Annotated in this window: 9 protein-coding genes; 8 read left to right on the top strand and 1 reads right to left on the bottom strand. The window is 36.6% G+C overall.

Annotated features, from left to right (window positions below; genetic code table 11):
* Positions 1-299: 299 nt before the first annotated feature.
* The 3 genes from ASE40_RS06230 (at position 300) to ASE40_RS06220 (ending at position 5,611) form a co-directional block, all read left to right on the top strand.
* On the top strand, positions 300-2,759 hold the full coding sequence (locus tag ASE40_RS06230) for an L-rhamnose mutarotase (protein ID WP_241774329.1): 2,460 nt from the start codon (positions 300-302) through the stop codon (positions 2,757-2,759).
* 210 nt (positions 2,760-2,969) lie between these two features.
* The gene (locus ASE40_RS06225) at positions 2,970-4,034 is read left to right on the top strand and encodes a Gfo/Idh/MocA family protein (protein WP_057116102.1); all 1,065 of its coding nucleotides are present in this window, start codon (positions 2,970-2,972) and stop codon (positions 4,032-4,034) included.
* Positions 4,031-5,611 (top strand): sodium:solute symporter, encoded by a 1,581-nt coding sequence (locus ASE40_RS06220; RefSeq protein WP_057116101.1) that lies wholly within the window; start codon positions 4,031-4,033, stop codon positions 5,609-5,611. The genes ASE40_RS06225 and ASE40_RS06220 overlap by 4 nt, the downstream gene beginning before the upstream one ends.
* 1,020 nt (positions 5,612-6,631) lie before the next feature.
* On the opposite strand, the gene ASE40_RS06210 is transcribed toward ASE40_RS06220, so the two are convergent.
* Entirely contained in the window at positions 6,632-7,840 is a 1,209-nt protein-coding gene (locus ASE40_RS06210) for an MFS transporter (RefSeq protein ID WP_057116977.1), read from the bottom strand.
* 101 nt (positions 7,841-7,941) lie between these two features.
* On the opposite strand from ASE40_RS06210, the gene ASE40_RS06205 reads away from it, so the two are divergent.
* The 5 genes from ASE40_RS06205 to ASE40_RS06185 all read left to right on the top strand — a co-directional run bounded on the left by ASE40_RS06205 (position 7,942) and on the right by ASE40_RS06185 (position 18,030).
* A complete protein-coding gene (locus ASE40_RS06205; RefSeq protein ID WP_057116099.1) occupies positions 7,942-8,760 on the top strand; it encodes an AraC family transcriptional regulator in 819 nt (272 codons plus the stop codon).
* Between the two features lie 358 nt (positions 8,761-9,118).
* On the top strand, positions 9,119-11,305 hold the full coding sequence (locus tag ASE40_RS06200) for a family 78 glycoside hydrolase catalytic domain (RefSeq protein WP_057116098.1): 2,187 nt from the start codon (positions 9,119-9,121) through the stop codon (positions 11,303-11,305).
* A gap of 214 nt (positions 11,306-11,519) precedes the next feature.
* Entirely contained in the window at positions 11,520-13,199 is a 1,680-nt protein-coding gene (locus tag ASE40_RS06195) for a hypothetical protein (protein ID WP_057116097.1), read from the top strand.
* A gap of 182 nt (positions 13,200-13,381) precedes the next feature.
* Entirely contained in the window at positions 13,382-14,503 is a 1,122-nt protein-coding gene (locus tag ASE40_RS06190; protein WP_057116096.1) for a hypothetical protein, read from the top strand.
* A gap of 176 nt (positions 14,504-14,679) precedes the next feature.
* Complete coding sequence (locus tag ASE40_RS06185; RefSeq protein ID WP_241774328.1) at positions 14,680-18,030, top strand: glycoside hydrolase family 2 TIM barrel-domain containing protein; 3,351 nt, start codon at positions 14,680-14,682, stop codon at positions 18,028-18,030.
* The last annotated feature ends 100 nt before the right edge of the window (positions 18,031-18,130 follow it).

Raw genomic sequence — 18,130 nt, 5'->3', positions numbered from 1 at the left:
AGACTTTATCACACATTTTTTGTGAATTTAACTTTTTTTGTTGCCTAATCAGAAAATAATAAAAAGCCAATTTTTAAATCATTCCGTCTTAAACGCAATATTACAGGAGGGTACAGGATACATATAACTTTATGTTCAAGTAAATTGGACGAATTATTTGGTAAAAGTGTTAAAAATACATTTATTTGTAAAATTATTAGTGCTTTAAATTAATGCCTGATAATTTTATCCTAAGAAAAAAATCAATACTATAAATAATGCGCTTACTTCCTTTCAACAAATTATTGATCGTTTTTTTAATGGTATTCACAATTTCGGCGAATGCTGCTGAAATCTGGGTGTCGCCATTGGGAAATGATTCCAACATCGGAACAAAATCAAATCCGCTGGCAACGGTTCACATGGCAATGCGAAAAGCAAGAGAACTGCGCCGATTAAAAGATCCATCTATAAAGGACGGAATCCGAATTATAGTAATGAACGGAACGTATTATTTAAACGAACCTTTGTTTGTAAGACCAGAAGATTCGGGAACTCCAGAAAGTCCAACAACAATTGAAGCCGATGCAAATGCAAAGCCAATTATTAGCGGTGGAATCGAAATTAAAAACTGGAAAAAAACTACTGTTTTAAATGGTAAAAAAGGAACATTTTGGGTAGCCGATGCGCCTCAAAAAGCAGGTTCAATTATCAATTACCGACAATTATGGGTAAATGGAAAAAAAGCAGTGAGAGCCAAAAGCACTGCTGGAAATGCAATGGACCGAATTTTATCTTGGGGTCACCAATCGCAAACCTGCTGGATTCCGTTTAAAGACAAATCGATAAAGTTTGAGCCGGGAATGGAAATGTTTATCGTACAATGGTGGTCGATTGCCAATCTCCGAATCAAAAATATTGAAGTACAAAAAGACAGCGCCAAACTTTCGTTTGAAGAGCCAGAAAGCCGTATTCAAAGCGAACACCCGTGGCCTGCGCCGTGGATTTCTAAAAACAACGGGAACTCGGCTTACTTTTTAAACAATGCTTTTTCACTTTTAAATGAGCCTGGAGAATGGTATTTGGACAAGAAAAATGCTAAAATCTATTATATTCCGCGTCAGGGCGAAGAGATAAATTCGGCAAAAGTTACCGTTCCGGTTTTAGAAAATCTGGTTGAAGTAAAAGGAACGATTGATTCGCCTGTAAGTCATTTTAGATTTAAGGGAATTTCATTTCAATACAGCAATTGGCTGCGTCCTTCAGAAAAAGGTCATGTGCCTTTGCAATCGGGTTTGTATTTGTTGGATGCTTATAAATTGAAACAGCCGGGAACGCCAAATCAGGCGAATTTAGAAAATCAGGCGTGGGTGGGAAGACCTCGTGCGGCTGTTGAAGTTAATTATGCCAATAATATTCAATTTGAATCCTGCCGTTTTGAGCATTTGTCTTCGACTGGTTTAGATTTAAATAAAGGAACAAATCACAATACCGTAAAAGGAAATTTATTTAAAGATATTGGTGGAAGTGCAATCAATGTTGGCATTTTTTCTGAAGAAGCTTTTGAAGCGCATTTGCCTTTAATTATAAAAGACGAAAGAGAAATGTGCTCTGATGAAGTGATTGCCGATAATTTAATCACCAATGTAACCAATGAAGATTGGGGAACTTTGGGAATCAGTGCTGGTTTTGTGCGTAATATAACCATTGAACATAACGAAATTTCAGACGTATCGTATTCCGGAATGGCAATGGGCTGGGGATGGACGCATACGCCAAACGTAATGCAGAACAACAAAATTCTGGCGAATAAAATTCATCATTACGCCAAACATTTGCATGATGTAGCAGGAATTTATACGCTTTCGGCGCAACCCAACAGCCGAATTGAAGAAAATTATATCGACAAAGTTTACAATAGTCCGTATGCTCACGATCCATTTTTATGGCTGTATTTGTATACCGATGAAGGTTCTGAAGGATTTACGATTAAAAACAACTGGATTGCCGAGAAGAAAATCCTAAAAAACCATAACGGTCCAAAAGGAAACATATGGGAACATAACGATCCGTATGTGAGTACAAAAATTAAAGAGGCAGCCGGAATTAGATCGCCTTATAAAGATTTAGAAAAAGAAGTTGTAATCGATGAAAATTGGGGACTGCAGGAAATGCCAAAACCGTACGCAATCGAATTGATAGGAAACGATTTTGACATCGAAAAAATCAAATCGACCTTAGTTGGTTTTAGAATTGTTGGTCAGGAATTGTACCAATGGAAAAATCATTTGGTGATTTACGGAAAAATGAATCAGCCGGAAAGGACAAAGAGAAAATTGGCCGGTGCTTTTCCTTCTTTAGAAATTAAAATCTATGAAGATTTAGTTTATGATTTCCAAAACTTCGAAAGATGTAAAGATTCGAAACCAGCATCAGATCGGGAAAATATTGTTTTAACAGCGAATCTTCCTGCCGATGAAAAACTGCAGAAAGAATATGTAGAGTATCATAAAACACAATTCGAAAAATGGCCGGAAGTAGCAAAAGGTTTCTGCAACGCCGATTTCCAACAGTTACAGGTTTTCAAAAAAGACAGACAATTGATCTTGGTAATCAGTATTCCGAAGGGCGAAAATCTGGACAAACTAAATCCGAAAACAACCCAAAATAATCCACGTGTAGACGACTGGAATGCTTTAATGAAGAAATACCAATCGGGAATTGAAGGCGCAAAACCAGACGAAACCTGGATTTTCTTAAGCAAAGTAGAAACGAAATAATTACAGACTAATTATCCTAACAGGTTTCCAAAACCTGTTAGGTATGTGTAAGTTCAAAGTAATACAAACCAAAGATTAAATAATTAAAATAATTTTTTCTAATCTGTGAAAATCCTTTAATCTGTGGCAATAATACCTAACAGGTTTTAGAAACCTGTTAGGATACGTAACAAAAAAATCTAACATCAACAATCTAAAATAACCACACCCATGTTAAAAATAGCCATTCTGGGACTTGGAGAAGGACGAAGCACCATGTCGGCCGCTATAGAAAGTTCAAAATTAGAGCTTGTAAAAATATGCGACAGAAACGACGACTTGTGCAAACAGCGCGCAAAAGAATTCGATTTTCATTCATACACCACCAATTACGAAGATTTATTAAACGATGCTTCAATTGATATAATTGCGATTTACACGCCCGATCATTTGCATGCACAGCACGTAAAACAAGCTTTGTTACACGGAAAACATGTGGTTTGTACTAAACCTTTTATCGATGATCTTTCGGATGCTAAAGAGTTATTAGAATTAAGCAAATCGACTGGAAAGAAAGTCTTTATCGGACAAAGTTCCCGTTTCTTTGAACCAGCCAAAAGACAAAGAGCTGATTACGAAGCGGGTTTAATAGGAGATTTAATTACAATTGAAGCGCAATACCACGCCGATCACAGATGGTTTTTAAAGAAAGAATGGTCGCTTTTGCAATCTTTTAAATGGCTGTACGGAGGTTTGAGCCATCCTGTAGATTTCATCAGATGGTATCTGCCAAACATTCAGGAAGTAATGGGTTACGGAATGATCAGCAGTAACGGACAATCAGCAGGATTGAAAAATGAAGATACGATGCATTTTATCTTCAAAGCAACTGATGGAAGAATTGCCCGTGTAAGTGGTGTGTATACGTCACCAACTCAGCCAGCGCAACGCGACAGTGGCATGAGTACGATTCTAAGAGCAACAGAAGGAGCAAGTCAGGCCGATTATCACGAATTGCGTTATGCAGTTACAGACAAAACTGGAGAAGAAAAAGTAATTACCTGGGGCGACAGCACCATAAAATATTATTTCCGTTTTGAAGGACAAAGTCATCACGGCGGTGAATATCAGAATTATTTAGAATATTTTGTGGACAGCATTGAGCAAGGTTTTGAAGCCTATCCAAACATGGAAGAAGGCATTGGAACGGTGGCTTTATTGCAGGCAATGGACAAATCACTGCAAACTGGAATGCCGGTTAAAATTGCCGATATTCTTAACGAATACGGACTATGAACAGCATCTACGATAAATTAACGACGCTCGATTTTATAATTGTAGCCGTTTATTTGGTGACTTTATTAGTCATTGGTTATGTGGTGAGCGTGAAGCAGAGCAAGAAAAACGAAACACTTTTTCTGGCATCCAATTCATTAAACTGGTATAGCATTGGGTTTAATATGTGGGGAACCAATGTTGGACCTTCATCCTTATTGGCTTTTGCAAGTATTGGTTACGCTACGGGAATTGTTGCCGGAAATTTCGAATGGTACGCCTTTGTATTTTTACTGCTTTTGGCGATGGTTTTTGCACCGAGATATATTGCGAGTAAAGTCAGCACCATGCCCGAATATATGGGTAAACGCTACGGCGACAGTACGCAGAATATTTTAGCGTGGTATGCTTTGGTGAAAATATTAGTAAGCTGGCTCTCTTTAGGATTGTTCAGCGGAGGCGTTTTAGTACGTCAGATTTTAGGAATTCCGATGTGGCAGAGCGTTACGGTTTTAGTAATTTTCTCTGGAATATTTACGTTTGCCGGAGGATTAAAAGCGATTGCTAAAGTGAATGTTTTTCAGATGATTTTGCTGATTGTAGTTTCGCTGACGCTTTCGTATTTAGGTTTGCAAAAACTAGGCGGAATAGATGTTTTAATTGCAAAAACACCTTCAAACTTCTGGAATTTAGTCCGTCCTTCGGATGATGCCCATTATCCTTGGCCAGCTATTTTGTTGGGATATCCTGTAGCTGCAGTTGCTTTTTTCTGTACCGATCAATCGATGGTGCAGAGTGTTTTGGGAGCTAAAAATCTAGAACAGGGGCAATTGGGCGTAAACTTCATTGGTTGGTTAAAAGTCATGGCTTTGCCGTTGTTTATTCTTCCCGGAATTTTGTGTTATGCTTTATATCCTGAATTAGGGAGTAATTCGGATTTGGCTTATATGACAATGGTTACAAATCTTTTCCCAAGCGGAATGAACGGTTTGGTAATCTGTGTGATGATTGCGGTTTTGGTGGGAACAATTGGTTCTTCTCTAAACGCTTTGAGCACCGTTTTTACCAATGATATTTACGTAAAAAAAATCAATCCGACGGCGACTATCAAAGATCAAATTAAAATTGGACGTTTAACGATTGCGGCTGGATGCGTTTTTGCGATTCTGATTGCCGTTGCAATTGACAATATCAAAGGACAAAATTTATTCAACATTTTTCAGGCGGTTTTAGGTTTCCTGGCGCCATCTTTATCGGTTGTCTTTTTGCTGAGTGTTTTCTGGAAACGTACGACCAAAAAAGCGGTAAATGCTACATTATCTTGGGGATCTGCTTTTAGTTTATTTGTTGGGGTTTTATACTTATGGATTTTCCCTGCCGATAAATATCCAGCTTGGCCTCACTTTTTATTGATTTCGTTTTACATTTTTGCTGTGATTTTAGTTGCTGCAGTAATCATTTCTTTAACCGATAAAAATCCCGAAGTTAATTTTTCAGATGAAACGGATATTCCTAAAACAAGTAAAAAGGTGAAACTTTTGTTTGGTTTGCTGGGTTTGACAATTTTGGTTTTGTATTTGGTTTTTAATTTTAATTAATCGAAAAAAAAATAAATAATAAAAAGATTACTTTAGTTTTAATGTTTTGTAGTTTTTGTATTACATTTGCATCGCTTTTACGAAATGTTTAATGATAAAAATGTAATTATGTCAAAAAGTATATTAGCAGTTTTAATTTTTTCTTTTATTAGTATTAATAAGATGGCCTCGCAAAATCAAAAGATTTTTATCACGAGCGTCAAAAAAGGTGATAACAGTGTAGAATACAATTATACTAAAGCGGTACCAGGAAATTATTTTATAGAGTTTGATTTAGAAAGTGCTGCAAATGTTGAAAATATCTCTGCATTTAGAAAAACATATAATTTAAATTTAACCGAAGATTCCGGAACACTTTTTAAATTAGAACCTGCTGACAAAGAAAAGCCGATTTATTGTTCTTATACCTATAGCTATAGAAAAGGTTCTATAAAGCCTCAGCTGGATAACTCGATTGTTTATTTTCTACCATTTAAACAGAATAAAGAGGTAAGAATATATGAAACCTTTAGATTTAATGTTAAACCTGAAATATGGAAAAATTATACGGTGTTTTCTAAGACTAAAGATACCATATGTTCAATGAGAAAAGGTTTAGTTACCGAGATAAGAAAATTTGCTGTCTCAGATAAAGGAAACACTATTTTCAGAACAGAAATCATAGTTGACCATGCTGATGGAACAAATGCATCATATAGCGGTGTGGATGAAAATTTATTAGCGGTTAAACTTAATGATCAAGTTTATCCAGGTTCTATGCTTGGTGTAATGGATAACGTTGTGGATAACGATAAAAATCATGTCTTTAAATTTAATGTTTATTATTTGTCTGATGAAGAAGTAGATGGTTTAGATGGTAAAAAAAATAAAGTAATTGAAAGATCTGTAATGCCAATTTTTTATACTGCTGAAGGTTATCAAAACTTATACAGCGATAAAAAGTATACAGTAAAATATAATGATGAAGTCCTTTTTAGAGAAATGACTCCTCAGGAAAAGGAANTTTTTTTTTAGTATATATTAGTTTTTAATTTTCTTCTCAAGATTTGGTAAAAATCCAGTGATAATACCAATTAAAGGCAGAAATGCACAAATCTTAAATACATATTCAATACTTGTAGCATCGGCAATTTTTCCTAAAATAGCAGAACCTAAACCGCCCATTCCGAAAGCAAATCCGAAGAAAAGACCAGCAACAAGTCCGACTTTTCCAGGCATTAATTCAGTTGCATAAACCAAAATTGCAGAGAATGCCGAAGAAAGAATTAATCCGATGATTACAGATAAAGTTCCAACCCAAAATAAAGAAACGTAAGGCAGTAACATTGTAAAAGGAGCAACGCCCAAAATAGAAACCCAGATTACATATTTTCTGCCGTATCGGTCTCCAATTGGTCCTCCAATCAAAGTTCCAGCAGCAACAGCACCTGAGAATAAGAATAAATATACTTGTGACTGCTGAATCGTAATGTGAAATTTATCTATCAAGAAGAAAGTATAGTAACTTGTAATACTACTCATGTAGAAGTATTTAGAGAAAATCAATACCAATAAAATAATTAGCGAAGCAATTACTCTGTTTTTAGATAAATGATGCGTTTCGATTTGGTGTGCCGATTTATTAGCCATTCTTTCAGATAAATGTGCCGTATACCAAATCGCAATTTTATACAAAGCAAAAATTCCAACTAAAGCAATAATACAAAACCAAGCGATATAAGATTGTCCGTGTGGAATAACGATAAAAGCGGCTAATAAAGGTCCGATAGCACTTCCTGCATTTCCTCCCAATTGAAAAATAGACTGCGCCAAACCTCTTTTGCCACCCGAAGCCAAATGCGCCACACGTGAAGACTCAGGATGGAAAATTGAAGATCCAATTCCGATTAAACTTACTGATAATAATAAGTTGATAAAACTCGAAGCGATCGAAACAAAGAAAAGTCCAACCATGGTAAAACACATTCCAACAATCAGCGAATAAGGTTTTGAGTTTTTATCGGTATACATTCCCACAAATGGTTGTAAAATAGACGCTACCATTTGGTAAGTCAAAGTAATAATACCAATTTGCGTAAAACTTAAACTGAAATTGTCTTTTAAAAGTGGATAAATTGAAGGCACTACAGCCTGTAAAAGATCATTGATCAGATGCGAAAAACTTATAATAAATAAGATCGAGTAGGTGGTTTTTTTAACTATGTCGGGGTTTGCTTTAATAGTGTCCATTTGGTAATTTTTGATTCTTAAATTAGGTTTAAAAACAACAGCTGTATTATTTTTTACAAAGATCAAAAGAATAGTAATGTCAGAATTGCTATATTTGGACAATGAATAATCAGATTCGGACATATCGAATGGCGCAGGAGCATGGATACAGAATTGATCCATTAATTCCTGTTATTGGCTATACCGAAATGGTAACCAACGAAATGTGTATTTCGCACTCGCACCCAAGAGGTCAGTTGATCTATGCAACTCGAGGAGTAATGAACGTTGTAGTGGGCAATCATATTTGGGTGGTGAATCCGTTGCAGGGCTTGTGGCTTCCGGGCGGAGTAGAGCATCAGGTTACTTTTCAGAAAGACGTTAATTATTATAGTGTTTTTATCGATCCATCTGCCATGGAAGGATTGCCAACAAACAGTTTTTCCTTTGATATTCCGATGTTTTTAAAGCAACTGGTTTTTAAAATCATTTCTTTTGGAATAGAAGGAAATCTCACTCCGCCACAAAAAAGAATCATTTCTGTTTTCTTAGACGAATTGGCTTTAATTGAGCCAAGTGCAACCTTTCTGCCAACAACGAATCACGAAAGACTTCAAAAAGTAGTAGAACTTTTAATGGACGATATAGCAAGTAAAAATACGATAGAGCATTACGCCGAACTTTCTTTTATGAGCACCAGAACTTTATCCCGCTTATTTATTAAAGAATTGGGAATGAATTTTAGCGATTGGCGCACGCGTTTAAAATTGCTGGAAGCCATAAAACGTTTGGGCGAAAAACAATCCATAAAAGAAATTGCCTTCAATTTGGGTTACGAAACTACTAGCGCTTTTATCTATATGTTTAAGAAGCATTTGGGTAAGACGCCTTCTAATTATATTTTAGAAGATGAAAATGAGTCTGATAGGATGATTGCTTAGATTGTCACCCTAAATTTAAACGCAGGTAAAACGGATTCGCTATCGCGAAGACGCGGATTGATGCGGATTTTTTCTTTTGTTTCTCTTCAATAGCTTTGTCAAAGTTCAAAACTTTGACAAAGCTTGATACTTATATACATTTAAAATCTGTGTAAATCCGCGTTTTTACGAAGTAAATCCGTTTCATCAGTGTCCCATAAAATTCTAACATCATTTTTTTTAGTACTAAAAAAGTGATAAGCCGTAATTTTTCCCTTAAAAAATTATCAAAAAGTGCTATTTTTTATGAATTAGCAGGATAGTGCAGGTTGTGAAATGTAAAGATAACACTTATCTTTAGTCCCAAAATAAACTTACTATGCTAAACCGCTTTTCCATTTTTAAGACTTTACTTCTTTTTGTTGCCCTTTTTTGTTGTTCGCTATCATCAGCCCAAGAAAAATCAAAAGAAGCGACATGGATCTGGTATCCAGGCGATTTCGAAGTTTGGTTAAGCAATAAAATGCAGGTAAGACGTACAGAACGTGAAGCCGTATTTCCACCGCTTTGGCAATATTACAGTCCGTATGCCTTGGTAACTTTTCAAACAGAAGTGGATATTCCTGAACCAGACGAGGCAAAAATCTTTTCGGAAGGACCTTTTCAATTACTTTTAGATGGTGTCCAAATCTACGGACAGCCAAAATCAATAAAAATTCCTGCCGGAAAACACAAAATTTCCTTTAAAGTTTACAATCAGGAAGTGTTGCCAGCTATTTATATTAATGGTAAATATGTTAAATCCGACGCTTCTTGGAAAGTAACCAATGAAGATAAACTTTGGATAGACGAAACTGGAAAAGCACAGCAGTCTGGAACACCTTGGGTACCTGTTGGGTCTTGGAATTTTAATTCGCCAGAAAACAAACCTTCTGAGTTTAAACTAACGACTAAACCTTTAAGTGCAAAGAAAACAGAAAAAATAGGAGCTGGACAGTTGGTAGATTTTGGTAAAGAAACTTTTGGTTACATTAAAATTCATGGCTTAAAAGGAAAAGGTAAAGTAGAATTGTATTACGGAGAATCTCGCGAAGAAGCTTTGGATTCTGCCAAGTGTGAAACTTTAGATCATTTGTCTTTTGATGGAAAACAGCCTGAAACCTATACACATAACGGATCGAAAGCATTCCGATATGTTCAGGTTCAAGCAGATGCAGGTGTAAAATACGATTCGATTTCGATGCTTTATGAATATTTGCCATTAGACTATCGTGGCGCATTCAAATCATCGGATGAACAACTGAATAAAATTTGGGATGTGTCGGCTTATACGATGCATTTAACCTCTCGTGAATTTTTTATCGACGGAATTAAACGTGACCGCTGGGTTTGGTCTGGCGATGCCTATCAAAGTTATTTAATGAATTATTATTTATTCTTTGATTCGGCATCTGTAGAACGTACGCTGTTAGCACTTCGAGGAAAAGATCCTGTTACGGCTCACGTAAATATCATAATGGATTATTCGCTGTATTGGTTTGTGGGTGTTTACGATTATTATTTACACACGGGCGATACGAAATTTATCAAAACTTTTTATCCAAGAATGAAATCGCTTATGGATTTCTGTTTAGAAAGAAGAAACAAAAACGGATTTCTGGAACCTTTAGAAGGTGATTGGGTTTTTATTGATTGGGCTGACGGATTGGCAAAAACGGGCGAGGTTAGTTTTGAGCAAATGCTTTTAGCCAGAAGCCTTGAAGCCATGGCGGTGAGTGCTGAAATTGCTGGTAAAAGTGAAGACCAAAAAGAATATCAAAAATTAGGAGATGATTTGAAAACCAAATTATTTGATGTGTTTTGGGATAAAAAAGAAAACGTAATGAAGCACCAGCGTATCGACGGTAAAATCCAAAATATTGTAACCAGATACGCTAATATGTTCGGTATTTTTTTTAATTATTTTAATGAAGAACAAAAACAGAGCGTAAAAAATAAGGTATTGCTCAATAAAGATGTTCTTCAAATCACAACTCCATACATGCGTTTTTACGAGTTGGAAGCGTTGTGTGCGATGGGTGAACAGGATTACGTTTTAAAAGAAATGAAAGATTATTGGGGCGGAATGCTAAATGAGGGCGCGACATCTTTCTGGGAAGAATACAATCCAAACAAAAAAGGCACAGAGCATTTAACGATGTATGGTCGTCCCTATGGAAAAAGCCTTTGCCATGCTTGGGGAGCAAGTCCGATTTACTTATTAGGGAAATATTATTTGGGTGTAAAACCTTTAAAACCGGGTTATGCTGAATATGAAATCAAGCCAAATCTTGGCGGTTTAAAATGGATGGAGGGAAAAGTGCCAACACCAAATGGAGAAGTTGCCATCTATTGCAGTACCAAAGAAATTAAAGTAAAAGCAGGCGAAGGAGAAGGAAAATTGATTATTGAAAGTTCAATCAAACCCAAAACAAATTCAGGAACGATTACAGCATTAGCAAAAAATAAATATCAGTTGATTGTTAAACCGAATGTGGAGTATAAAGTGAGTTATAGGGCAATTTGAGTGATTAGTTCTTAGTGATTAGTCCTTAGTCCTTAGCTTGTAAACGCAACCAGAAAGATTGTCACGCCAGTTTTGTCATTTCGACGGAGGAGAAATCTTCGCAAGTAACTCCACAAAGATTGATCTGCTATGTGTGCTCAGCAAACGAAGATTTCTCCTCCGTCGAAATGACAAGATTAAGGTGATTCTGGAATCAATAAAAAATAAAAAACCAATGTTTTCAAAAAATAAAAAATACAATTTCAAATTAAAAACAGCTTTCCTAATGCTGTTAACTGTCTGCATTCAAGTTTCAGCACAAAACACCGCATGGAAACCTGCTTCATTTGAAGTTGTAAAATCAAACTACAAAACTTTCAAAACCGCACAATACGCTCATGTTTTTTCAGGAAGCAAACACAATATTGTTCGTTTAGCGCCGGAATTACAAGGATTAACAGGTGTTGAACTTCCTTTAGGCAAATATAAAAACGGAACCAATTCTCCATTACAATTAAAATTCAAAGAACCAGTAACTGTTTTGGTTGGTGTTTTTCAAGATAAAAATGCGGAATATCTGCAAGTAAATCAAATCGGGAATAATAATGAGATCCTTTCAAACGGAGTTACCATTACAGGTTTACCGCCTGTTGATGTCTATGCAATTCCTTACGGAAAAGGAACTCACACTATTTTACCAAATCAAAAAGGATTGTTTGCTGTCTTGGGAGTTTTAAAAATCGATCAGCAGTTGAATTCGAGAGATGCAAAATTACCCGACGGAAAATTGTGGAACCCAACTTTCATTGTCGAAGGATTTTCAGATGAAAAACCGCTGTTCGAAATTATCGGCGGAGAAAACAAACCCGTCATTGATGAAGGAATGTCTGGAACAGAAGGAATTCAGGGTGGATTTGAAGGCGGACGTGTGGTGAAGGTCGGCGATACCTATCATATGTTTCCAACCGAAAGAGCAGGAGAAAAAGGTGTAGATTATTATTACGATCGTGTAAAAACCAGAATCGGACATTGGACAAGTAAAGATGCAATCACCTGGAAAAGAGAATCCACAATCTACCAAGCCAGCGGAACTTATGCCGTAACCGAAGATGATAACCCGATGAATGATCGTCGTGCTGCTATTTGGTCGTATATGCCTGTTTTTAATGAAAAAGCTAATAAATGGTACGGCTATTATTTGGCTTATACGGTTAGTAAAGAAATAGAGCCCAATCATTCATTTGGAAGAATTTGGAGATGCGAATCAACTGTTGAAGGAATCAACGGAATTGGCGGGCCTTATAAAGATATGGGAATTATTATGGAACCCGGATTGGATTCTCAGCCATGGGAAGGCCGTCAGGGAGTTGCTTCGTTTTTTCCTTATCAAGTTGGTGATAAATATTTCGGATTTTACAGCGGTGCGTATCCATTTAACTCTTGGGCCGATTATCCAAAAAAATCAGGAAAAGGCTGGTTTGTGGCTTTAGCCGAATCTAAAAGTTTAGAAGGGCCTTGGACGAGAATGAACAAAGGTTTGGAGCCTATTAAAACGATGCATCCACAATTTGTTGAAAATCCAATTGTAAGTCAGCTACCAAACGGTCTGTACATCGCTATTTTCGACGGAGGCCCAGACGGCTGGGGACATCATTTACCTAATATGATTGCGTATTCATTATCAGTTGACGGCGTTAATTGGGCAGAAGCACATTATCTTCCAATAGAAACTAAAGTCGATAAATGGTGGGATATTATGAGAACGCCTTTATGTTTAATCCCAGAAGGAAATGATGTTTACACAGTAGTGTACAATGCAATCGATTTAAAAAGAAGATTTCATCCAACAGGAATGGTCAAAGTAAAACTGAACAAAGATGTGATGGAGTCTAAATTAAAAGAACTGAAGAAATAGAAGAGAGTGGGAAGAAGCAAGAAGCAAGAAGCAAGATTTTAGAATATAGAAAAGAGAGTATAGAAAATAGAACTTTGCGACTCTGCGACTTTGCGAGATTAAATTGTCCACAGTATAAATATAAAACTTAGTCCCGATAGCTATCGGGATAGCGCCTTCGTGGCAAAAAAACATAACCAAAAATGAAACTTAAATACTTAATTCTAACTATTTCGGCACTTGCTATAACCAGCTGTGCAACCAAATACAAGAAAAGAGAAATTACAGAAACCGTAATGCAGGAGATTTACGAAGAAATCAAAACGCCTTATAAATACGGTTTGGTGATGGTTCCGACAGACAACTCCTATAAAATGGATTGCCCAAGTGTGTTCAGAAAAGATGGAAAATGGTATATGACGTATTTAATTTACGATGGAAGAGGTTATGAAACCTGGTTAGCAGAAAGTGACAACCTTTTAGATTGGAGATATCTAGGAAAAGTAATGTCCTTCTCAGAAAATGAAAAACATTGGGATGTCAACCAAAAAGCAGGATATATTTCGTTGCAGGACCCAACTTGGGGCGGAAGTTACGAATGGGAAAAATACGATGACAAGTACTGGATGAGTTATTTTGGCGGAGACAGCAAAGGTTACGAAGCTGGTGTTTTATCAATCGGAATGGCGTATACCAAAGAAGCGCCGACAAAACCACACGAATTTCAAAGATTAGAAAACCCGGTTTTAACGCCAAAAGACAAAGACGCAAAATGGTGGGATAATAGTACTATGTACAAAAACAGTGTGATTCGTGATAAAGATAAACTGACAGGACACAATTTTATCATGTATTATAATGCCCGAGGTGATAGTATAAATCCTGCTAAAGGCGCAGAACGTATTGCAATGGCGGTATCAAACGACATGAAACATTGGGAACGTTATGGCGATAAACCATTAATCAATCATCATAAAGGAATTTCAGGAGATGCTTATATTCAGCGTATAAATGATACTTGGGTGATGTTTTATTTTGGAGCTTTTTGGACGGGTTGGAACCAAGGTGCATTTAACCGTTTTGCAGTTTCAAATGATTTAGTAAACTGGACCGACTGGAAAGGCGACGATTTGGTTAAATCTTCTGAGCCTTATGACGATTTGTTTGCGCATAAATCGTTCGTAGTAAAACATGATGGTGTTGTTTATCATTTCTATTGCGCGGTTAACAAAGCAGAACAAAGAGGAATTGCAATAGCAACTTCTAAAGATTTAGGAAAAAGCAAATTGAATTTTGTGGCACCGCCAGTGAAGGTTAAAAAGTAGTTATGAGTTATGAGTTATGAGTTATGAGTTATGAGTTATGAGTTATGAGTTATGAAGTGCACTAATACTCTTAACAAAAAATAAACGATGAAAAAGACTCCGTTAGGAGGCACTGGTCGGTAGAAAAAATAAATAATACGCATTTATGTCCCGTAGGGACATCTGAAGCAATAACAATGAAACAAAATATAAAACCAATGTTTACGTCAAAATCAAAATATAGAATTCCATTTTTCAACTTTCGACTTTCGACTTTCGACTTTTTGACTGTAATCTTACTTTTAACATCTTACACAACTCAAGCCCAATCCGTTACAGGAGAGCCGGCAGGAGTTCCAGAATTGCATAAAAAATACCAATTTGCACCTTGGGAAGATCCAACGGTTACAAGCATCAACAGACAGCCTTCGAGAGCAACTGCTTATTCGTATACCTCTGTTGAAGACGCATTAAAAGGCGACAGAACCAAAAGCCGAATCCAGATGCTGAACGGCGATTGGGATTTTAAATATGCCGTAAACCTGAAAGAAGCTTCAAAAGATTTCTATAAAAGTACCGTTTCGGGCTGGGATAAAATCGAAGTGCCATCCAATTGGGAAATGAAAGGCTATGACAATCCAATTTACAAAAGTGCCGTTTATCCGTTTCGACCAATAAATCCGCCTTATATTCCTAAAGATTATAACGGAATTGGTTCTTACCAACGCAGTTTTACCGTTCCGGCAAACTGGAAAGACATGACGATTACACTGCATTTTGGAGCCGTAAGTTCAGGTTTTCAGGTTTGGTTAAACGGAGAATTTTTAGGCTATGGAGAAGACAGTTTTCTGCCATCAGAATTTGATATTACGCCTTATTTAAAAGAAGGAGAAAATGTCGTTTCGGTTCAGGTAATTCGCTGGGCTGATGGTTCTTATTTAGAAGATCAGGATCACTGGCGCATGAGCGGAATCCAGCGTGAAGTTTTCATTATGGCAGAGCCAAAATTACGCATTCAGGATTTCTTTGTTCAAACCAAATTAGACAAACAATATACCGATGCGATTTTCAAACTGCGTCCAAAAGTGGAGAATCTTACAGGAGAAAAAGTCAAAGATTACACGATGAATGTTCAATTGTACGATGCTAATAATCAGCCCATTTTCAAAGAACCGCTTCAAAGACCCGTAATCGATTTAATCAACGAAAGTTATCCTCGTCTGGATAATGTCCGTTTTGGATTCTTTCAGGAAACCATCAAAAATCCGAAAAAATGGAGTTCGGAAGAACCGAATTTATACACCATGGTAATTTCCATAAAAGATAAAAACGGAACTATTACCGAAGCCAAAAGTTGTAAAGTTGGTTTCCGTTCGATTGAATTTTCAAAAGAGAACGGTAAAATGCTCATCAACGGAAAAGAAACCTATGTGTATGGCGTAAACCGTCACGATCATCATCCAACAAGAGGAAAAGCCGTTACGAGAGAAGATATCAAACAGGATATTACTACGATTAAAAAGTTTAATTTCAACTTTATACGTACAAGCCATTATCCAAACGATCCTTATTTCTACGAATTATGCGATCAATACGGAATCATGGTTATGGACGAAGCCAATCAGGAAACACACGGAATTGGCGGTAAATTAAGCAACGATCCGCTTTGGACAAATGCCTATATGGAGCGAATGATCAGAATGGTGGAACGCGATAAAAATCATCCGTCAGTCGTGATGTGGAGTTTAGGTAACGAAGGCGGAAAAGGGCCAAATCACGCGGCTATGTCGGGCTGGGTTCACGATTTCGACATTACGCGTCCCGTACATTACGAACCAGCGCAGGGAAATGCAAAATTAGACGGTTACATAGATCCGCTAGATCCAGGCTATCCTAAAACAATCGATCACGCTTACCGATTCGAAAATCCACAGGATGATTCGTATGTGGATATGGTCAGCCGTTTTTATCCGGGCGTTTTCACTCCGAAATTTTTAGTTGATCAAAAGAAAGATACTCGACCAATTATTTTCGTTGAATATTCTCATGCAATGGGAAATTCAGTTGGAAATTTAAAAGAATTATGGGATGAATTCCGTTCGCTTCCAAGAGTTATCGGAGGTTGCATCTGGGAATTTAAAGATCAGGGATTGGTGAAATTTGATTCAAGATCTGGTCAGAATTATTTTGCCCACGGAGGAGATTTTGGTGAAAAATACCATGACGGAAATTTCAATACAAAAGGAATTGTAGACTCTAACGGAAAACCAAAAGGATCGATTTTTGAAAACAAATGGGTGTATCAGCCAGTGGTTTCCACTTTAAACGGAAATCAATTGGAAATCAAAAATCGTCAGGCCGTTAAATCTTTAGAAGATTATATTCCGGTTCTAAAAGTTTTGGAAAATGGTAATGTAATCAAAACCCAAATATTAAAACCATTCAAAGTAGAAGCAGGGCAATCCACAACTTTAAATGTAAGTCAGTATCTGCCAAAAATGAAAAGCGATGCCGAGTATATTTTAAATATAGAATTCCAGCTTTCAAAAGAGGAACTTTGGGCTTCAAAAGGTTACGCTGTTGCGGAAGATCAGTTTGTGTTGCAAAAGAAAGAAGCGGTTTCGCCTGAATCTAAAAAAGAAGCTTTAAACGTTTCAGAATCCGATTCTGATTTTAAAATCAAGGGAAAAAATTTCGACATTAACATCAACAAAGGAAACGGAGCTTTGAGTTCGTATATTTTTAATGGTGAAGAACAGGTTTTTGCCCCATTGCTTCCGAACTTCGTAAGACCGCTTACAGATAACGATAAAAGAGGTTGGAAATCGCAAAAGCTGTTGAAACAATGGTACAAAGCAAAACCAAAATTGGTAAAAATTACAATCGACAAATTGGCTTCTGAAATTAAAATTACAAGCGATTACGAAATTATAAAAGACAGTGCAAGCGTAAATGTGGTCTACAATATTTTACCAAACGGATTGATAAAAGTAGATTACAGTTTAAAAGCGTCAAACAAACTGCCAAACATTCCAAAAATCGGAATGCAGATGGGAGTGCAAAGAAAATTCGATCAGATTTCGTGGTATGGAAAAGGAGAGTTGGAAAATTACAGCGACAGAAGTTTCGGTTCATTTGTTGGGAAATATTCACTGCCAATAAATGATTTTATCGAACATTACCCAAAACCGCAGGAAAATGGAAACAGATGCGATGTAAGATGGATGGCACTGACAACTCCACAGAAAAACAACGGATTTTTAGTGGTAAACGATACCAAAGTTTTAAGCATGAGCGCATGGCCGTATACGCAGGAAAATGTTAGTTCTGCAGGTCATACGTACGATTTGAAAGATCCAGGATTTTTAACACTAAATATCGATTTAATGCAGATGGGAGTTGGAGGAAATGACAGCTGGACAATTGTAGCACAGCCAATAGAACAATACCAAATTAAATCTGGAGATTATCAGTATAGTTTTTATTTAACACCTTTCAGTGGTTCAAAAAATGAATTAGAAAATAGTTTAAAGAAGTTTAAGTATTAGTAATTATAATTGATAATTGATAATTGATAATCTTAAAATTAAGAACTAAATATTAAATGATACAGTTTGTCATTTCGAGGAACGAGAAATCTCCACGAGA

Source organism: Flavobacterium sp. Root935 (assembly GCF_001429295.1).
Taxonomy (GTDB): Bacteria; Bacteroidota; Bacteroidia; order Flavobacteriales; family Flavobacteriaceae; genus Flavobacterium.
The sequence above is the reverse complement of the archived record's forward strand: the minus strand, read 5'-3'. Positions and strand labels throughout refer to the sequence as shown.